This window comes from Microvirga sp. CF3016, assembly GCF_036314085.1.
Lineage (GTDB): Bacteria > Pseudomonadota > Alphaproteobacteria > Rhizobiales > Beijerinckiaceae > Microvirga.
This window is the reverse complement of record NZ_JAYGGM010000009.1, coordinates 189,799-205,570: the sequence shown is the minus strand read 5'-3', so window position 1 is coordinate 205,570 and position 15,772 is coordinate 189,799. Positions and strand designations below refer to the sequence as shown.

Sequence of the window (15,772 nt, the reverse complement as noted above, 5' to 3'; positions counted from 1 at the left end):
GAAGAAGCGACTGAACCCGGTTCAGCCGCTTCTTTCCTGAGTGCTAATCCGAACAGGTCAGAGAACCTCAAGGATCTTGCTGGGTTGAGCAGGTTGGCTCGAAGGCGCATAGCGGCGGATCATGCTGGCGCAGAATTCCGCAAACTCCTCCTTCACCTGCGGTGCACTGGTATGATGCGGGGCGATCCCGCGGTGCTCCGGCGTGAAGCAGAAGGTCACGGTCACGTCGAAATCCGCAAGTGCCTCCATCTGACGGTCGAACCAGTCCAGCGCATTCGGACGGAAGCTGTCCGCCCAGGAAAGGCCCGTGCGCAGGTACTTCACCCCAAGCCGCTTCATCCACGCCACCGCGTCGTCGAGACGGTGGTCCTCATAGTGGAACCATTGGCACAGGCCCATCTGCGGCGCGTACTTCGCAAATTCCTCAAGGGCGGGCTTCGGTGTGCCGTCTTCGCGCAGGAGACCCATATAGAAATGCCGATAATAGGACGAGCCTTCCGCCTCCCTATGACGCGTCGTGGCCTCCCAGGCACGAGGGAGGTCATAGAGGCTGTACCAGTGGATCTTCTGTACCTTGCCGATCAGGAGTTCTGCCGTCCGGTTCAAACCCCAGACTTGAACCTCCTCGGCCCCGAAGGTCGAGATGCCGACCTCGCTCACCCAGATGGGCTTGTCCGTCACGGCCCTGATCTCGTCGATCTTTGCAGGCCATTCATGGATCTGCCATAGGTTCCAATCGAGCGGGAAACCATGGACCGCGATGACATCGAGATGGTCGAGAGCCCCGTGGCCTTCCAGCTTTTTGATGAAGCCGGGATCGATGGGAGAAATGCCGCCGAGCACGCGCGGCAGGTTGGGGTTTTCGGCCTTGATCGCCTGACCCGCGGCAATCGCCATCTCGGAAAAGAGCTTCCAATCCGGATCGATCTCTGGATCCCAGTGGGATTTGTTGTTGGGCTCGTTCCAGATCATTGCGGCTTCGATCATGCGGTTCTCCCTTTGGCCGGGTAGACGGCACCCGCACCAGGCGGGGCATCGACGCGGCGGCAGATGTAAACTTCGGTTTCCGGATGCCGGACGATCTCAAACCCGGCGCTGCGGAGCATGGCTTCCACGCAGGCCGAATTCGGTGCCCACCAGTTCGTCGGGTCGTCAGCATAGCGGTGCTCGATGAAGTGCATCTTCGGATAGCGCGGGTCGTCGAAGTGGTCCGTCTGCCAGAAGGTGTAGTTTTCCTCGACCGGCATCACCTCCGTCGATCCGCGCTGCATCGATTGGAAAACAAGAAGGTCCTTGGCCACATGCTCGTGAATGAGGTCGAGCGCCAGGAGGGGATGGCGCAGATGGTACAGCACGCCCATGAAGAGCACGATGTCGAAGCGTTCGCCGAGCTGCCCCAAGTCGTAGACGGACAATTGGCGGAACTCGATGTCGTGACCCATCGTCTGTGCGGCGAAACGTGCTTGAGCCAGATAGGTCTCGTCGAAGTCGATACCCAATACGCGCTCTGCGCCCCGCTTCTTCATCTCCATGGAATAGAAGCCGCCGTTGCAGCCGATATCGAGTACGCTTTTTCCGGTGAGATCCTGCGGAATCGCATCGGCGAATTGCTGCCATTTGATGGCAGGGTAATTGCCGAGGAAATGATTGGGCGCCGTCCAGATGCCACCCTTCAGCTCGATATTGTGAAACCAGGGCCCGAGCGCTTCGGCTCTCCGGCGAATGTCCTCCGGCGGCATGGGATCGATGGCGTTCATCGTGGCGACTACTCCCTGTTCAAGTCATGAAGTCCACGCGGCAGCCGGCCCGCCGGCCAACCGAGGGCCACCCGAGCACCGGTCATGGTGTCATGCTGAGCGGCTTCGCTCAGCAATCCGATGGCAGCGCGGTAGCCATGCAAGGTTCCGACATCGACGTAGGCTTCGCCAGCCTTCACACCAATAGCCTTGCCGCCTTCGGTCAGATAGGCGTTCACGAGCGTGCCGAAGTATTCATCCTCGCGCTCGCGCGAGATCCAAAGCTGGCGCAGCGCCTCGAGAACATGGCCCGGCATCTTGAAGGCGCCCCAGATCCAGTGCGATGCGGCATCTGCTTTTTTCACCTGGATCTCTCGGACGTGCATCGTCTCGTCCAGGATTACCGCGTCGAAGACCTCCGGATTGTCGACCGGAAAGAGCAGAAACGAGAGAAGGTCTTCCGGCAGCTCCGCAAGCGCCTTTTCGGGAAACCAGACCGTATCCGGGAGGCCGACAATCACACTCTCATCGTGCCGAATGAGCGGAGCAGCCTGGAAGATCGCATCGCATAACCCGCTGGCCTGCGGTTGAACCACATAGGCGATGGAAGCGCTGCCGTAGCTCGCCCCATAATATTCCATGATGTCGGATTTCCCGGGGGAGATCACGAAGCAAATCTTATCTGCTCCGCCATGGATCATGCGTTCGACAAGGTACTCGCTGACCGCGCACGGGCGCTCGACGCCATTGTCGAGGCGGCTTCCGACAGGCAGAAGTTCCTTCGAGAACGCCAGCGGCTGGATTCGGCTGCCGATTCCTGCCGCGGGTATAATCCCCCACATGATCAGGCCTCCATCATGGCGGCAGGGCCACCGGCCGAGGGCGAGAGGAAAGTGGGGCCGCCGAGCAGGATCTCAAGCTCCTTGGCCCGATGCTCTGACGTATGCTCTTCGAGCGCCCGCTCTCTCCCTGCCTTGGCAATACGATTCAGCTCGGCGTCCGTGAGGTCGAGAGCTGTGACGACATCCTCAGTTTCCCTGGCTATGAGGACCTCTCGGCCAGGCTCGAAGAAGCTGTCGAGGCCCTGCCAGGAATCCGAGAGGATCGGTGCTCCGCAAGCGGCTGCCTCGAACAGGCGCCCGGATGGACACCAGCCCATCTCGGCCATCGCTTGCCGTGTGATGTTGAGTGTGAGGCGCGATGACGAGAAGAAGGCTGGATGCTCCGGCGGAGGAAGGTGGCACACGAAATGGATGTTGGGCTGCCAGGGGAAGTCCTCGGGATACTGCGCTCCGCCGATGAGGAAGCGACGGTCGGGCCGGCAGGCGGCGGGATCGATGAAGAGATGCTGCAGGGCATCCTGGCGATCCGCCGCGTAAGTGCCGAGATAGGAGAGATAGGACAGGTAGTGGTGGGTGCTCTGCACGGGGCGGTGCACGTCCGGATCGACATGCCCATAAAGCGGGGCAACGCGTCTAGCGCCAAGCTCCGTCTGCAGCCTTTCGAGAGCTCGGCCTCCTGTATAACTCAGGACCAGGTCGAAGCCGGCAAGCCCGCCGGGGCCGATGTAACTGATCGGCTCGCCGGCATCGAGACGCGAGAACGTCACCGGCGTGTCGAGATCGTAGAACACGCGAGAAGCGCGCGGGGCCATCAGAACAAGTTCGCCCGCGGCAATTCCGTCCGGACAATAAGACGTGACCATGGCCGCGTCTGCATCCTTGAGTTCCGCCTCTGCCCGGGCATGAATGCTGGCCCAGTCCTTGTAGAGGATGAGATCGCCGCCTGGGATCTCGATAAAGTCCCGGTTCGTGGCATAATAGGGCACGTCCTTCTCGAAGAATACCACCCTGTGCCCCCGTTTCGCCAGCGTCCGGCACAAACCCCGCCAAAGGGTCGCATGGCCATTGCCCCACGACGACGAGATGGTCAGGCCGAATATGACGATCTTCATGCGGCCACCACCTCGTTCAACCGAAGAAGCTTGGAGCCCCAATCGCCTACCACGAGAGTGCAGATCGAGGCTGGCTCCACCTCGAGGCGGTGGTATGAATCGATCGGCATACCAAGGTGATAGAGGAGGGCAGCCTTGATCACGTCGCCGTGGCTTACGAGAATGACCGAGCGGTCCGAATAACGGATGCGCAGCTGTTCCATGGCCCTGACAATGCGCCCTTGAGCCTCCAGCATCGTCTCGCCCTCGGGGGGGCGGCTGGTGCTGCGTGAATGATTCCAGGAGGACCAGCGCGGATCCTGATTCAGCATTTCAAAGCTTGTGCCGGTCCAGTGGCCGAAATTGACCTCGTTGATGTCCTCGCAAACCCGAACAGAATATCCGAGGCGAGAGGCAATGGGCTCCGCGGTTTCCAGCGCGCGTTCAAGAGGACTCGCGTAGATGCAAGCCACATCCTCGCTGGCGAAACGCTGAGCCAAACGTTCAGCCTGAGCCTTTCCGAGCGAGCCGAGATACACTCCTGCCATGCGCCCGCACAGAACTGTGCCGACTCGATCATGGGCCGCATGGCGCACCAGAAAGAACGTGGTGGTCACCTTGACCTCCTCCGTCCTAATCTTCATCGCCGTTGATGAAGCTTGCAGTTCGATCGCGTGCCTCGTTGTCGGTGAATTGCTGCGGCGGCGATTTCATGAAGTAGCTAGACGGGCCGATGAGGGCACCCCCGATCTTGCGATCCATGGCAAGTTTCGCGCAGCGCACCGCGTCGATCACGATTCCGGCGGAATTCGGAGAATCCCAGACTTCGAGCTTGACCTCCATGTTCAGCGGAACTCCGCCGAAGGTCGTCCCTTCGAGGCGAATGTAAGCCCATTTGCGGTCGGTGAGCCACGGCACATGGTCACTTGGCCCCACATGGATATCGCCCGCGGGCAGCGGGATGTCGAGTTGGCTCGAGACGGCCTGCGTCTTCGAGATCTTCTTCGATTCAAGGCGCTCGCGTTCCAGCATGTTTTGGAAATCTGTATTGCCGCCGAAATTGAGCTGGTAGGTGCGGTCGAGCCGCACGCCGCGCTCCCGAAAGAGATTGGCGAGCACGCGATGGACAATCGTGGCGCCGACCTGGCTCTTGATGTCGTCGCCGATGATCGGGAGACCGCGTTCCTCGAAGCGTCTGCACCATTCCGGGTTAGAGGCGATGAAGACCGGGATACAATTGACGAAGGCGCACCCAGCTTCCAGCGCCCGCTCGACATACCACTCGGTGGCTTGCTGCGAGCCGACAGGCAAGTAGGAAACGAGAACATCGGTCTTGGATTGTCTCAGGATCTCAGTAACGTCAGCCTCATCGTCGGGTGATTCCTCAACTGTCTCGCGCAGATACTTGCCAAGCCCATCCAGCGTCTTGCCCCGGTTAACGATGATCCCGCTCTGCGGGACGCTCGCGAACCGTTGCGTATTGTTCGGTTCTGCAAAGATCGCCTCGGATACGTCACGGCCCACCTTCGACGCATTCACGTCGAAGGCTGCCGATACCTCGACATCGCTGATGTGGTATCCGCCGAGCTCCACATTCATCAAGCCGGGCACAGGTTCATTGCCGTTCGCATCCTTGTAATAGGAGAGGCCCTGCATAAAGGACGAGGCGCAGTTCCCGACGCCCACGATGCCGACGCGGACCTTCCTCGAACTCATGACGGATCTCCCTTGTGTGGCCGCTCGGATGCATTCTTTTCAGGTAAAAGCGCATCAGCCGGCCGCAGGCATCTGGCATCGGCCTTTTTCAGAGCTTGGCTTTCAACGTTTGAAGAAGGTTTGTTGTTCCGCTCAGATTCCGCATCTGTGACTCTTGTCTTCACGACGAGGTGCCCAAACTTCCCGGTTGGTCAGGAACAAAGATGAAGGCGCGGAGTTTCCTGAGAGCAAAGTCAAGCTTGAGCAGGGATATATGGCGCGGATCTCGTTTGTCGAGATCCGCTGTGAAGCTCGCTCCTAAGCCGGAATGTGTGCAGGTTCTGCGTCTCCATTCCAGCTTAGGAGCGGGCTGCCGTTTCCTGTCCTATTCATCGGCGCCTAGGCCAGAAACTGATCTGGAGACATCTCGTGACGGATACGATCCTCATTACTGGCGGTGCAGGCTTCATCGGACGCTACGTTGCACGGTCTTGCCTTGAGCGGGGACACAAGGTGCGCGTGCTCGATAGTCTCATTGAGCAGGTCCATGGCGACAGGACGCAGGCTGAAGGGCTCGATCCAAACGTGGAGGTCATTGTCGGAGACGTCCGTGATGAGGCAGCGCTCCTGCGGGCGCTGAAGGGCGCCACGAAGGTTATCCACCTTGCGGCCGAGGTTGGTGTCGGTCAGAGCATGTACGCAGTCGATCGCTACGTGTCCGTTAACGATTACGGTACGGCCTTGCTGTTCCAGCAGCTCATCGACAACCCAGTGAAGCGGGTGGTCGTCGCGTCGTCTATGAGCATCTACGGCGAGGGTCTCTACAGGGATGCAGATGGGCGGATCCTCGAGGATGTCGCCCGCACGCCGCGTGCGACCGAGAGCGACCCCTGGGATCCGTTGGATGAACAAGGGCGACCTCTCATTCCAGTGCCCACCCCCGAGTGGAAGAAGCCCGCGTTGGCGTCAGTCTACGCCCTCTCGAAATATGTCCAGGAACGGCTGACGCTGACCCTCTGTCCGGCCTATGGCATGGAGGGCGTGGCGCTTCGGCTTTGGAACGCCTATGGACCAGGACAGGCCCTATCCAATCCCTATACAGGCGTTCTCGCCATCTTTGCATCGCGGCTCCACAACGGTCAGCCGCCGATGATCTTCGAAGACGGCCAGCAGCGCCGAGACTTCGTTCATGTGGAGGACGTGGCACAGGCCTTCGTCCTGGCCTTAGAGCATGAGAAGGCACCGGGCGGCGTCTACAATGTCGGCAGCGGACAGGATCGTACCGTTTCCGAGGTCGCCGAGCTTCTGTCTCGGGCGATGAACCAGCCGATGGGACCGGAGATCGCCGGCAAGGCGCGCATTGGTGACATTCGCCATTGCATCGCTGATATTGGAAAGATTCAGCAGGAGCTGGGCTACAAGCCAAAGAAAGATTTCATGCAAGGCTTGGCAGAGTTGGCTGAATGGGTAGCCAAGCAGGAAGCCAAGGACCTCGTCAATGAAGCTCGAAAGGAGCTGGAATCGCGAGGCTTGGTGGCATGACAGAATCTGACACATCGGCTGCTGCGCCAGCCGCAATCCGCCGCCGCCCTGTTCTGGTGACCGGTGGCGCCGGCTTCATCGGCTCCAATCTTGCCGATCACTTTGCGAGCGAGGGGCACGATGTTCTGATCTATGATGCCTTGGCCCGTCCCGGTGTTGAGCGCAATCTGGAATGGCTCAAGAAGCGACATCCGAGCAAGATCTCCACCGTAATCGGGGATATTCGCGACGAAACCTCTGTCGCCGAGGCCACGCGCAATGCGCAGGCCGTTTTTCACATGGCGGCTCAGGTTGCGGTGACGACCAGCCTCGTCGATCCCCGCGAGGACTTCGAGATCAATATCCGCGGCACCCTGAATGTCCTTGATGCGCTCAGGCGGCGCGACAAGCGAGTTCCGTTGATCTTCGCCTCTACGAACAAGGTCTATGGGGACCTCGCGGATGTTGAGCTGGAAAGGACGAACGATTCCTACAAACCCCGTGACCCTGCGATTAGAAAAACTGGGATCGGCGAAACGAGGCCCCTCGACTTCCACACACCCTATGGCTGTTCGAAGGGAGCCGCCGATCAATACGTATTGGATTACGCCCGCTCCTTTGGAGTTCCGACCTGCGTCATGCGCATGAGCTGCATCTACGGACAGCGGCAGATGGGAACCGAGGATCAGGGATGGGTCGCCCATTTCCTGATCCGGGCTCTTCAGGGCGAACCCATCACCATTTATGGCGACGGCTGCCAGGTTCGTGATGTGCTCGACATTTCCGATGCTGTCGCAGCCTACGCTTCCGCCTGGAAACGGATCGACGCGGTTCAGGGACGAGCCTTCAACCTCGGCGGCGGCCCGGCGAATGCCATCAGCCTGCGTCAGCTCCTCACCCACATCGAGGATGTCATCGGTCGCCCGGTCGAGACGATCTACGCCGATTGGCGTGCCGGCGACCAGCGCTACTACGTCTCTGATACCCGCCTTGCTGCTCGTGAGCTCGGGTTGAAGCAGCCGATCTCCTGGCTGAAAGGTGTGGCTGCTCTGGCGACTTGGCTGCAGGAAGAGAGGGGATTGGTGCGCTTGAGTTCATCGCCGTCTCGCATCCAGAATGCAGAGGCTACGTCATGAGGGCGTCTCCCGGGTTCAAGTTGCGTCATGTCGAGAGCTGCCATGGCATGGCCTGACGAGAAAACAGGTCTGCATGTTCTGATGACGGCAGATGCAGTCGGAGGGGTCTGGCAATATGCGCTCGATCTCTCTGAAGGGCTGCGCCCGCACGGTGTCAAAACGACCATAGCCGTTCTGGGGCCTCCCCCTTCTGCAGATCAGCGCGCGATGGCTGAAGCCGCTGCTGCGACGCTCATCCTGACAGGTCTCCCGCTGGATTGGGCGGCACCTTCTCCGCACGAGGCCGAGGGGACTGGCCGAGCGATCACCCGCATTGCAGCGCATATTCGCCCGGACGTCGTTCACCTCAATACCCCGGCACTGGCTGCCAGTGCAGCGTTTGACGTTCCTGTCGTGGCAGTCTGCCACTCCTGTGTCGCCACCTGGTGGCACGCCGTGAAGACCGGGCCACTGCCGGAGGAATTCGTTTGGCGGACGGAACTCGTCAAGCGAGGCTATGATTCCGCCGCGCGGCTCCTTGCGCCGACACACGCATTCGCTCAAGCCACGGCTCAGGCCTATAAGCTCCTGCAGACGCCGATCGTCGTCAGAAACGGCCGGCGGGCCATGCCGGTGACCGGACAAAGGCAACCCAATGAGTTCGTCTTCGCGGCAGGGCGCCTCTGGGATGAAGGCAAGAATGTCGCCGTCATCGATCGGGTCGCATCACGCCTGACTATCCCCATCCTTGCTGCCGGGCCTCTTGAAGGACCGAACGGTACGAAAGTTATGGTGGCTCACGCCAGAGCGTTAGGTCGGTTGAGCGACGCAGAAATTGCGCAGTATCTGGGTGCGCAGCCGATCTTCATCTCGATGGCGCGGTATGAACCCTTCGGTCTTGCGGTTCTGGAAGCCGCCCAGACGGAATGCGCCCTGGTCTTGTCCGACATTCCAACCTTCCGCGAACTGTGGGAGGACGCTGCCCTGTTTGTCGATCCGAGCGATGAGGACGCGATCGCCAAAGCAATTGAGCACCTTCTTGACCATCCGAAAGCCCGTGCCGATCTGGGGCGCGCTGCTCGAAAGCGAGCGGACGCCTATACGGTAGAGGCCATGTGCGCGGGTGTTCTGAACGCTTATCGTTCTGTCTTGTGTCAGAATCCTTTGAGACCCCCCGTTGAGGGAGCAACTGCATGAAGGTCGTCTATTTCACGCATTCCCTCGCCTCCTGCTGGAATCATGGCAACGCGCATTTTCTGCGTGGAGTCTTGCGTGAACTCGCCCACCGTGGACATGCGGTTGTCGCCTACGAACCGCAAGGAGCCTGGAGCCTGGAGAATCTCCTGAAGGATCACGGAGATGCGGGGCTTGATGCCTATCGCAGCCGCTATCCCGAGTTGTCCGCAACCGTTTTCGAGCCCAGTCTCGATTTCGAAGCAGCCCTTAGCGATGCCGACGTGGTCATCGTTCATGAGTGGAATGAGCCCTGGCTGGTCGCCGCGCTTGGCAAGGTGCGGCGCCTGGGTGGCCGTTTCACGCTCCTCTTTCACGACACGCACCACAGGGCGGTGAGCGATCCCAATGCCATCCGCCAATTCGATCTCGAAAACTACGATGGTGTCCTCACCTTTGGGGAAGCGCTCGCGGAGGTGTACCGCCGTTGGGGGTGGGGAAATCGCGTCCATGTCTGGCACGAAGCCGCCGACACCCGGCTGTTTCATCCCCCAGTCCACGAGGGAGAGCGGAAAGGACTCGTGTGGATCGGAAATTGGGGGGATGGCGAGCGGAGCGCGGAACTTGAAAGTTTCCTTTTCCGTCCTGCGCAGAGGGTTGGTCTGCCTCTCGATATTTATGGTGTCCGTTATCCCACCAAAGCGCTTGAAACACTTGACCGCTATGGTGTGACCTATCGCGGCTGGCTGCCAAATGCCTGCGCACCTGAAGTTTTTGCAAGGCATCTAGCGACTGTGCACGTGCCGCGCCGTTTCTATGTCGACGTGCTCCCGGGCATTCCAACCATCCGTGTCTTTGAAGCCCTCGCCTGCGGCATTCCGCTGATCTCCGCACCGTGGAACGATGCGGAAGGCCTGTTCAACACGGGGGTGGACTATCTGGTCGCTCAGGACGAGGCGCAGATGGAACGCCACATGAAAGCGGTTCTCAACGATCCTGATTTACGCCGCTCACTGGTGGAGAACGGTCTCAACGCGATTCAAAGCCGCCATTCCTGCGCACACCGGGTCGATCAGCTCCTTGCTATTCTTGAAGATCACGGCACGTCGGCACCGATGGAGATGTCCGCATGAAGATCGCCTTTTACGGTTCCAGCCTTCTATCATCGTATTGGAATGGAGCCGCCACCTACTATCGTGGGCTCCTGAGCGACCTCGCTCGCCGCGGCTACAGCATCACTTTCTATGAACCAGATGCTTTCGATCGCCAGAAGCATCGCGACATCGACCCGCCGGAATGGGCTGAGGTGAAGGTCTACCCTGCGACCGCAGAGGCCATGCAGGGCGTCGTCGCCGAGGCGGCAAAGGCTGACGTTGTGGTGAAGGCCTCCGGAGTCGGCGTGTTCGACAACGAGTTGCTGGAAGGAATTGTCGCTTCTTCACGTCCCGATGCCATCCGCATTTTCTGGGACGTGGATGCGCCTGCAACCCTGACCGAGTTGCGTGAGGCCCCCGATCACCCGCTTCATCGCGCCATGCCTGCTCTCGACCTTGTGCTCACCTATGGCGGCGGCCCGCCGGTGATCGAAGCCTATGAGGATTTCGGCGCCCGCCGTTGCATCCCGATCTACAATGCCTGTGATCCTATAACCCACCATCCGGTTCCAGCAGAGGAGCGCTTCAAGGCTGATCTGTCCTTCCTCGGCAATCGCCTGCCCGATCGAGAGGCGCGCGTGGAGCAGTTCTTTCTGGAGCCGGCTGCACGGCTGCCAAATCGCAGCTTCCTGATCGGCGGCAATGGGTGGGAGACAAAGGGTATGCCGTCGAACGTGCGCCACATGGGTCATGTCTATACCCGCGATCACAATGCCTTCAACACGAGTCCGCTCGCCGTTCTCAACATCGCCCGTGACTCGATGGCCGATACGGGCTACTCGCCGGCAACCCGCGTTTTCGAGGCTGCGGGAGCCGGGGCGTGCCTGATCACAGATGCTTGGGTCGGTCTGGAACTTTTCCTCAAAGAGGGCGAAGAGGTTCTGGTGGCAAGGGACGGCAAGGACGTCGCTGAGCATGTCGAAGCTCTGACACCGGAGCGGGCTCGTGCCATTGGCGATGCTGCGAGGGTGCGGATCATGGCCGAGCACACCTATACCCGCCGTGGTGCCGAGGTGGATGTCATCCTGCGCGAGGAGGCGTCCCAGAAGCGCGAAAGGAGCGTGGCGTGACCAAGCTCCGCGTCGTCGTCCTAGGGTTGAGTTTATCGTCCTCGTGGGGAAACGGCCATGCGACGACCTTCCGCGCCTTGTTGCGGGCTTTCACGGCGCGCGGGCATGACGTGCTCTTCCTTGAGCGCGACGTGCCGTGGTACGCCTCGCATCGCGATCTGAGAGAGCCTGATTTCTGCCGTCTGGAATTCTATTCGAGTCTGGAGGATCTCGGGCGCTATCATGAAGCGATCAAAGAGGCCGATGCGGTTGTTGTCGGCTCCTATGTGCCGGAAGGCGTGAATGTCGGCCGCTACGTTCAGCGCATGGCAAATGGCGTCGTGGCATTCTACGACATCGATACGCCCGTCACGCTCGCGAAGCTGGAGAGAGGCGATTACGAGTATCTCGCACCGAATCTTATCCCCGACTACAACGTCTACTTTTCCTTCACTGGTGGTCCGACGCTCGACCTACTTATGGAGCGATACGGCTCTCCGGCTGCACGAGCATTGTACTGTTCGGTCGATCCTGAGGCCTATCCGATCCTCGAAGAAGAGAAGCGCTGGGATCTCAGCTACCTGGGCACCTACAGTTCAGACCGGCAGCCGACACTGGAGCGGCTTTTGATCGAGCCGGCTCGGAAAGCTCCGCATCTGCGCTTCGTCGTTGCCGGGCCTCAATATCCGGCAGAGATCGAGTGGCCCGAGAATGTCGAACGCATCGATCATGTTCCGCCAAGCGCGCATCCGACCTTCTATGCTCGAAGCCGCTACACCCTCAATGTCACGCGAGCCGATATGATAAGGGCAGGGTACAGCCCGAGTGTTCGCCTCTTTGAGGCTGCGGCCTGCGGAACGCCGATCATTTCCGACATATGGGACGGGATCGAGACGCTGCTCGAGCCAAATCAGGAGATCCTTCTTGCTCGCCAGCCCGACGATGTTCTCGACATGCTTGGATCCTGGTCGGACGACCGGAGAGGAGATCTGGGAGCGCGCGCGCGCCGCCGCATTCTCGGTGAGCACACCGCCGGTCATCGTGCCGCATCGATGGAGCAGGATCTTTTTGAAGCCATTCGACGCCAGCGTCAGGAACGGCCTCTGGCTCTGGCAGTTGAGTCCTGACGCTATGAATAGATTCAAAAATGAGCATTGAACAAATGCCATGCTTAGCGGTTGGGACAAAGTAGGTTTGTACCTTGGGACCCTCTGAGGGTCTGAAAAGGAGAGCGTTCTCATGAAGAATGGCAAAAGCAAGCATGTTCTCGTAGCCGGTGGAGCCGGATTTCTTGGATCACACCTCTGCGATGCCCTTCTCAGCGAAGGCGCTCATGTGACTGTCCTTGACAATTTTCAAACGGGGCGAAAGCAGAATATCCGCCACTTTGAGCGGGAGCCACGCTTCGACATTATCGATAGCGACATCATCAAGCCGCTGCCCGCCCGGCTGCGGTCCAAGCGCATGAAGATCGATGAAGTCTTCAATCTCGCCTGTGCAGCCTCCCCCCCGCATTATCAGGCCGATCCCGAGCACACGATGCTGACGAGCGTCGTGGGCACTCACAACTTGCTCACCTTCGCTGAGGCAACGGGCGCGCGCTTCTTCCTTGCCTCGACAAGCGAGATCTATGGCGATCCAGAGGTTCATCCGCAAACTGAAAGCTATTGGGGCAATGTCAATCCGACAGGTCCACGTGCGTGCTACGATGAGGGTAAACGGGCTGCGGAGACGCTGACGTTCGATTTCGACCGGTTAGGGAGAGTTGATGTACGTGTGGCACGGATCTTCAACACCTATGGACCGCGCATGCGCGCTGACGACGGGCGGGTCGTTTCGAATATCATCTGCCAAGCTCTCGCGGGGGACGATATCACCGTCTATGGAAACGGCAGCCAGACGCGCTCGTTCTGCTATGTGTCGGATCTTGTCGATGGGTTCTTGCGCCTCATGGCCTTTGAAGGTCCATTCCCCGGCGCCGTAAATCTCGGCAACCCGGTCGAGCTCACGGTTGGTGATTTGGCCGAAAAGGTTCTGGCTATGACGGGTTCTTCATCGCGTATTGTCGCGCGGCCACTGCCGATCGATGACCCGCGTCGCCGCTGCCCCGATATTTCTCTGGCCAAGAGGCTCCTTGGCTGGTCGCCACGAACATCCCTGGATGCTGGCCTGAAGACGACGATTGCCTGGTTTTCGGAGGATCAGCCCGAGAATGGCAAAGCCGTTCAGAAGGTGCCGAACCTGGGAAATACAATTTCCGCCGGATAGGTCTGAAGCTGCCCAATAGCCATTCAGAGGCGAAAATGAAAGTGCGCTGGCGAGGGCCAGCGCACTTTCATTTGTTTGACTTGAAAGAGAGTTTCGCGATCCTTTGGTAGAATTCCAATACAGAAAGGCGCTCCAGAAGGAGCGCCTTCTTTCTTGCAAATTCAGGGGCTCAGCTCTTCGCCACACCAAGCGTGTCAGCCATCCGGGCACCACGAGCTCCCAGAGGCTGGTCGGAGCCCTCGGTCGTATCCTTGGCCGTTTGGTGCTCCATCTCCGCATTGATCTCAGCACCCAGCAGCACAACGATCGTCGACAGCCAGATCCATGTCATGAAGCCTATGACGGCGCCGAGTGAGCCATAGGTCTCATTATAGCTTCCGAAATTCGCGACATACCACGAGAACAGCATAGAGACGGCAAGCCAGAGGACAGCGGCCACGATCCCGCCGGGAGTAACCCAGCGCCATTCAGCCTTGTCACGGCTTGGCCCGAAACGGTAGATCAGCGACAAGCCGAATACGACCCCGATCAGGAGGATCGGCCAGCGCGCAAGAGACACCAGCCATTCGGTACCGGAGCCCAAGCCGATAAAGTTAAGGGCGATCGGCAGAACGATGATCCCGGCAAGAGCGACGAGAATGAAAGCGATCGCACCCAAGGTGAACGAAAGAGACAGCAAGTTCAACTTAATGAAGCTTCTCTTCTCATCTTCCCCGTAGACGATGTTGAGGGCATCGAAGATGGCTTTCATGCCAGCATTGGCGCTCCATAGCGACAATACCAGGCCGAAGATGAAGCCGAACCCAAGCGCACCGCCTCCTTTTGAGGCGATCCGGGTGACCTGCTCGCGGATAATGTCGAGAGCGCCACCAGGCATCACGCCCGATAATGTGTTCAGATGATCTTGAATTGTGGCGGGATCGGCGAAGAGGCCATAGATCGACACCAAGGCAGCAATGGCAGGGAACAAGGCCAGCAGGGCATAGTAGGTAACACCGGCTGCAACCGACATGATGCGGTCTTTGTTGAATTCTTCGTAGGTGCGCCACAGGATGTCCTTCCATCCCAGTGCCGGGATCTCCGTCGGGGTGTCGGCGCTTCGCCCGCGCCCCGCCTCGGCAGCGGCATGCGGTGGAGCATGCTGCTTTTCGCCGAAGTCTGAATCGGCGTTCTGTGTCTGGCGCCGCGCCGGCGTCGGGGCTGTCGATGGACGTCCAGAACGGGCCGGCGCAGAGCGCTCTCCCCCCACAACGAGCCGTACGAGAGCCCATCCGAGCACCACGGCCCACATGGTCGTGACAGTCGCGGATGAGGAGGATTGCCGCGCTTCAGGTTGCGGGATTGCCGGATTATTCGCCATTGTCGGATACAGCCTCGGTTGTCGGATGCAGGCCCAACGGCCTGGTTCAACCGTAAACCTCCCGAATAACTCAACGGTTCCACGGACTTATTGGGACTGGACGACCTTGGATGACCATCACACGGTCTCTGTCCCCGAAAGCATTGCAGTGATGAAAGATGGAAACGGATTGTGCATGCCCGCACTTTGATCGCGGGCTTTAACCCAGATGCAAGATTCTCTGGACCAGTGTCTCTCTCGATCCACGAGGAGGGTCTGAGATGGACGAGTGGTCAGGACGCAAATGGGAGCCAGTGACCGAGGAGCGTCTGCTCCGAGCGATCGATGTGCTCGTCGAGATCGCGAAGGAGCACGGGCCGACTTTCAATCCGGTTCTTGAGACAGTCCGGCAGGAACTGCACGATTTCCGCTGTCGAACCCAGCCTTCAACCGATCAGGTTGCCGATACTCCCATTCGCAAGGTGGGTTGAGCCTTCTGCCGCTAAGAAACTTCAGGGGAGCACGGGAAGAAACTTTGTTGCGGATCGGTGCTTGTCCTTTGCTCCCTCGGCGGCTTGTTCTCAGCTGGGCTGAAGCTGCTATTCACGCAAAAGTCGCTCCAGACCTCCCCGAAGTCCCGCAGTGTGATACCGAAAGGCATTGCTGTCAGCTATTAGAAAGCGGGTGACCTTCTAGGTTTCTTGGAGGTGGGCGACACCGACGATCGTGACCATGCTCAGGAGGCTCTCGATGGCATTCGTGCTGAAGAGCTTGACCAATCTTGTTTGA

Annotated in this window: 15 protein-coding genes; 8 read left to right on the top strand and 7 right to left on the bottom strand. The window is 59.5% G+C overall.

Translation table 11 applies throughout. From position 1 onward, the window contains the following. Positions 1-57 precede the first annotated feature (57 nt). From VB672_RS15260 to VB672_RS15235, 6 genes are read right to left on the bottom strand one after another with little or no spacing between them, the layout of a single operon-like run. Positions 58-987, bottom strand: a complete 930-nt coding sequence (locus VB672_RS15260) for a beta-xylosidase (protein ID WP_329785049.1) — start codon at positions 985-987, stop codon at positions 58-60. Further along, positions 984-1,757 carry a TIGR04290 family methyltransferase gene (locus VB672_RS15255; protein ID WP_329785048.1) on the bottom strand — a complete coding sequence of 258 codons (774 nt, stop codon included), beginning with the start codon at positions 1,755-1,757 and terminating at the stop codon, positions 984-986. Before VB672_RS15255 ends, VB672_RS15260 begins: the two co-directional genes overlap by 4 nt. An 8-nt stretch (positions 1,758-1,765) precedes the next feature. Continuing rightward, entirely contained in the window at positions 1,766-2,578 is an 813-nt protein-coding gene (locus tag VB672_RS15250; RefSeq protein ID WP_329785047.1) for a nucleotidyltransferase family protein, read from the bottom strand. 2 nt (positions 2,579-2,580) lie between these two features. Beyond that, positions 2,581-3,690, bottom strand: a complete 1,110-nt coding sequence (locus tag VB672_RS15245) for a CgeB family protein (RefSeq protein WP_329785046.1) — start codon at positions 3,688-3,690, stop codon at positions 2,581-2,583. Continuing rightward, entirely contained in the window at positions 3,687-4,286 is a 600-nt protein-coding gene (locus VB672_RS15240) for a histidine phosphatase family protein (protein ID WP_329785045.1), read from the bottom strand. Before VB672_RS15240 ends, VB672_RS15245 begins: the two co-directional genes overlap by 4 nt. Positions 4,287-4,302: 16 nt before the next feature. Further along, complete coding sequence (locus VB672_RS15235) at positions 4,303-5,385, bottom strand: inositol-3-phosphate synthase (RefSeq protein WP_329785044.1); 1,083 nt, start codon at positions 5,383-5,385, stop codon at positions 4,303-4,305. Positions 5,386-5,793: 408 nt separating this feature from the next. Here VB672_RS15235 and VB672_RS15230 point away from each other — a divergent pair, with 408 nt between their 5' ends. The 7 genes from VB672_RS15230 to VB672_RS15200 all read left to right on the top strand — a co-directional run bounded on the left by VB672_RS15230 (position 5,794) and on the right by VB672_RS15200 (position 13,644). Beyond that, complete coding sequence (locus VB672_RS15230) at positions 5,794-6,906, top strand: NAD-dependent epimerase/dehydratase family protein (RefSeq protein ID WP_329785043.1); 1,113 nt, start codon at positions 5,794-5,796, stop codon at positions 6,904-6,906. After that, positions 6,903-8,021 (top strand): SDR family NAD(P)-dependent oxidoreductase, encoded by a 1,119-nt coding sequence (locus VB672_RS15225; RefSeq protein WP_329785042.1) that lies wholly within the window; start codon positions 6,903-6,905, stop codon positions 8,019-8,021. Before VB672_RS15230 ends, VB672_RS15225 begins: the two co-directional genes overlap by 4 nt. Before the next feature lie 42 nt (positions 8,022-8,063). Continuing rightward, positions 8,064-9,197, top strand: coding sequence for a glycosyltransferase family 4 protein (locus tag VB672_RS15220; RefSeq protein ID WP_329785041.1), 1,134 nt, complete (start codon positions 8,064-8,066; stop codon positions 9,195-9,197). Continuing rightward, complete coding sequence (locus VB672_RS15215) at positions 9,194-10,306, top strand: CgeB family protein (RefSeq protein ID WP_329785040.1); 1,113 nt, start codon at positions 9,194-9,196, stop codon at positions 10,304-10,306. Before VB672_RS15220 ends, VB672_RS15215 begins: the two co-directional genes overlap by 4 nt. Beyond that, positions 10,303-11,397 (top strand): CgeB family protein, encoded by a 1,095-nt coding sequence (locus VB672_RS15210; RefSeq protein WP_329785039.1) that lies wholly within the window; start codon positions 10,303-10,305, stop codon positions 11,395-11,397. The genes VB672_RS15215 and VB672_RS15210 overlap by 4 nt, the downstream gene beginning before the upstream one ends. Next, positions 11,394-12,503, top strand: coding sequence for a CgeB family protein (locus VB672_RS15205; RefSeq protein ID WP_329785038.1), 1,110 nt, complete (start codon positions 11,394-11,396; stop codon positions 12,501-12,503). The genes VB672_RS15210 and VB672_RS15205 overlap by 4 nt, the downstream gene beginning before the upstream one ends. A gap of 112 nt (positions 12,504-12,615) precedes the next feature. Then, on the top strand, positions 12,616-13,644 hold the full coding sequence (locus VB672_RS15200; protein ID WP_329785037.1) for a UDP-glucuronic acid decarboxylase family protein: 1,029 nt from the start codon (positions 12,616-12,618) through the stop codon (positions 13,642-13,644). Between the two features lie 169 nt (positions 13,645-13,813). On the opposite strand, the gene VB672_RS15195 is transcribed toward VB672_RS15200, so the two are convergent. Next, positions 13,814-15,004, bottom strand: a complete 1,191-nt coding sequence (locus VB672_RS15195) for a YihY/virulence factor BrkB family protein (protein WP_329785036.1) — start codon at positions 15,002-15,004, stop codon at positions 13,814-13,816. A gap of 260 nt (positions 15,005-15,264) precedes the next feature. On the opposite strand from VB672_RS15195, the gene VB672_RS15190 reads away from it, so the two are divergent. Beyond that, positions 15,265-15,474 carry a hypothetical protein gene (locus VB672_RS15190; protein ID WP_329785035.1) on the top strand — a complete coding sequence of 70 codons (210 nt, stop codon included), beginning with the start codon at positions 15,265-15,267 and terminating at the stop codon, positions 15,472-15,474. Positions 15,475-15,772 lie beyond the last annotated feature (298 nt).

What these genes read in the sequence shown, in the direction of transcription:
- VB672_RS15260 (WP_329785049.1), bottom strand. Translation starts at nt 987, where the DNA reads ATGATCGAAGCCGCAATGATCTGGAACGAGCCCAACAACAAATCCCAC.
- VB672_RS15255 (WP_329785048.1), bottom strand. Translation starts at nt 1,757, where the DNA reads ATGAACGCCATCGATCCCATGCCGCCGGAGGACATTCGCCGGAGAGCC.
- VB672_RS15250 (WP_329785047.1), bottom strand. Translation starts at nt 2,578, where the DNA reads ATGTGGGGGATTATACCCGCGGCAGGAATCGGCAGCCGAATCCAGCCG.
- VB672_RS15245 (WP_329785046.1), bottom strand. Translation starts at nt 3,690, where the DNA reads ATGAAGATCGTCATATTCGGCCTGACCATCTCGTCGTCGTGGGGCAAT.
- VB672_RS15235 (WP_329785044.1), bottom strand. Translation starts at nt 5,385, where the DNA reads ATGAGTTCGAGGAAGGTCCGCGTCGGCATCGTGGGCGTCGGGAACTGC.
- VB672_RS15225 (WP_329785042.1), top strand. Translation starts at nt 6,903, where the DNA reads ATGACAGAATCTGACACATCGGCTGCTGCGCCAGCCGCAATCCGCCGC.
- VB672_RS15220 (WP_329785041.1), top strand. Translation starts at nt 8,064, where the DNA reads ATGGCATGGCCTGACGAGAAAACAGGTCTGCATGTTCTGATGACGGCA.
- VB672_RS15215 (WP_329785040.1), top strand. Translation starts at nt 9,194, where the DNA reads ATGAAGGTCGTCTATTTCACGCATTCCCTCGCCTCCTGCTGGAATCAT.
- VB672_RS15210 (WP_329785039.1), top strand. Translation starts at nt 10,303, where the DNA reads ATGAAGATCGCCTTTTACGGTTCCAGCCTTCTATCATCGTATTGGAAT.
- VB672_RS15200 (WP_329785037.1), top strand. Translation starts at nt 12,616, where the DNA reads ATGAAGAATGGCAAAAGCAAGCATGTTCTCGTAGCCGGTGGAGCCGGA.
- VB672_RS15195 (WP_329785036.1), bottom strand. Translation starts at nt 15,004, where the DNA reads ATGGCGAATAATCCGGCAATCCCGCAACCTGAAGCGCGGCAATCCTCC.
- VB672_RS15190 (WP_329785035.1), top strand. Translation starts at nt 15,265, where the DNA reads ATGGACGAGTGGTCAGGACGCAAATGGGAGCCAGTGACCGAGGAGCGT.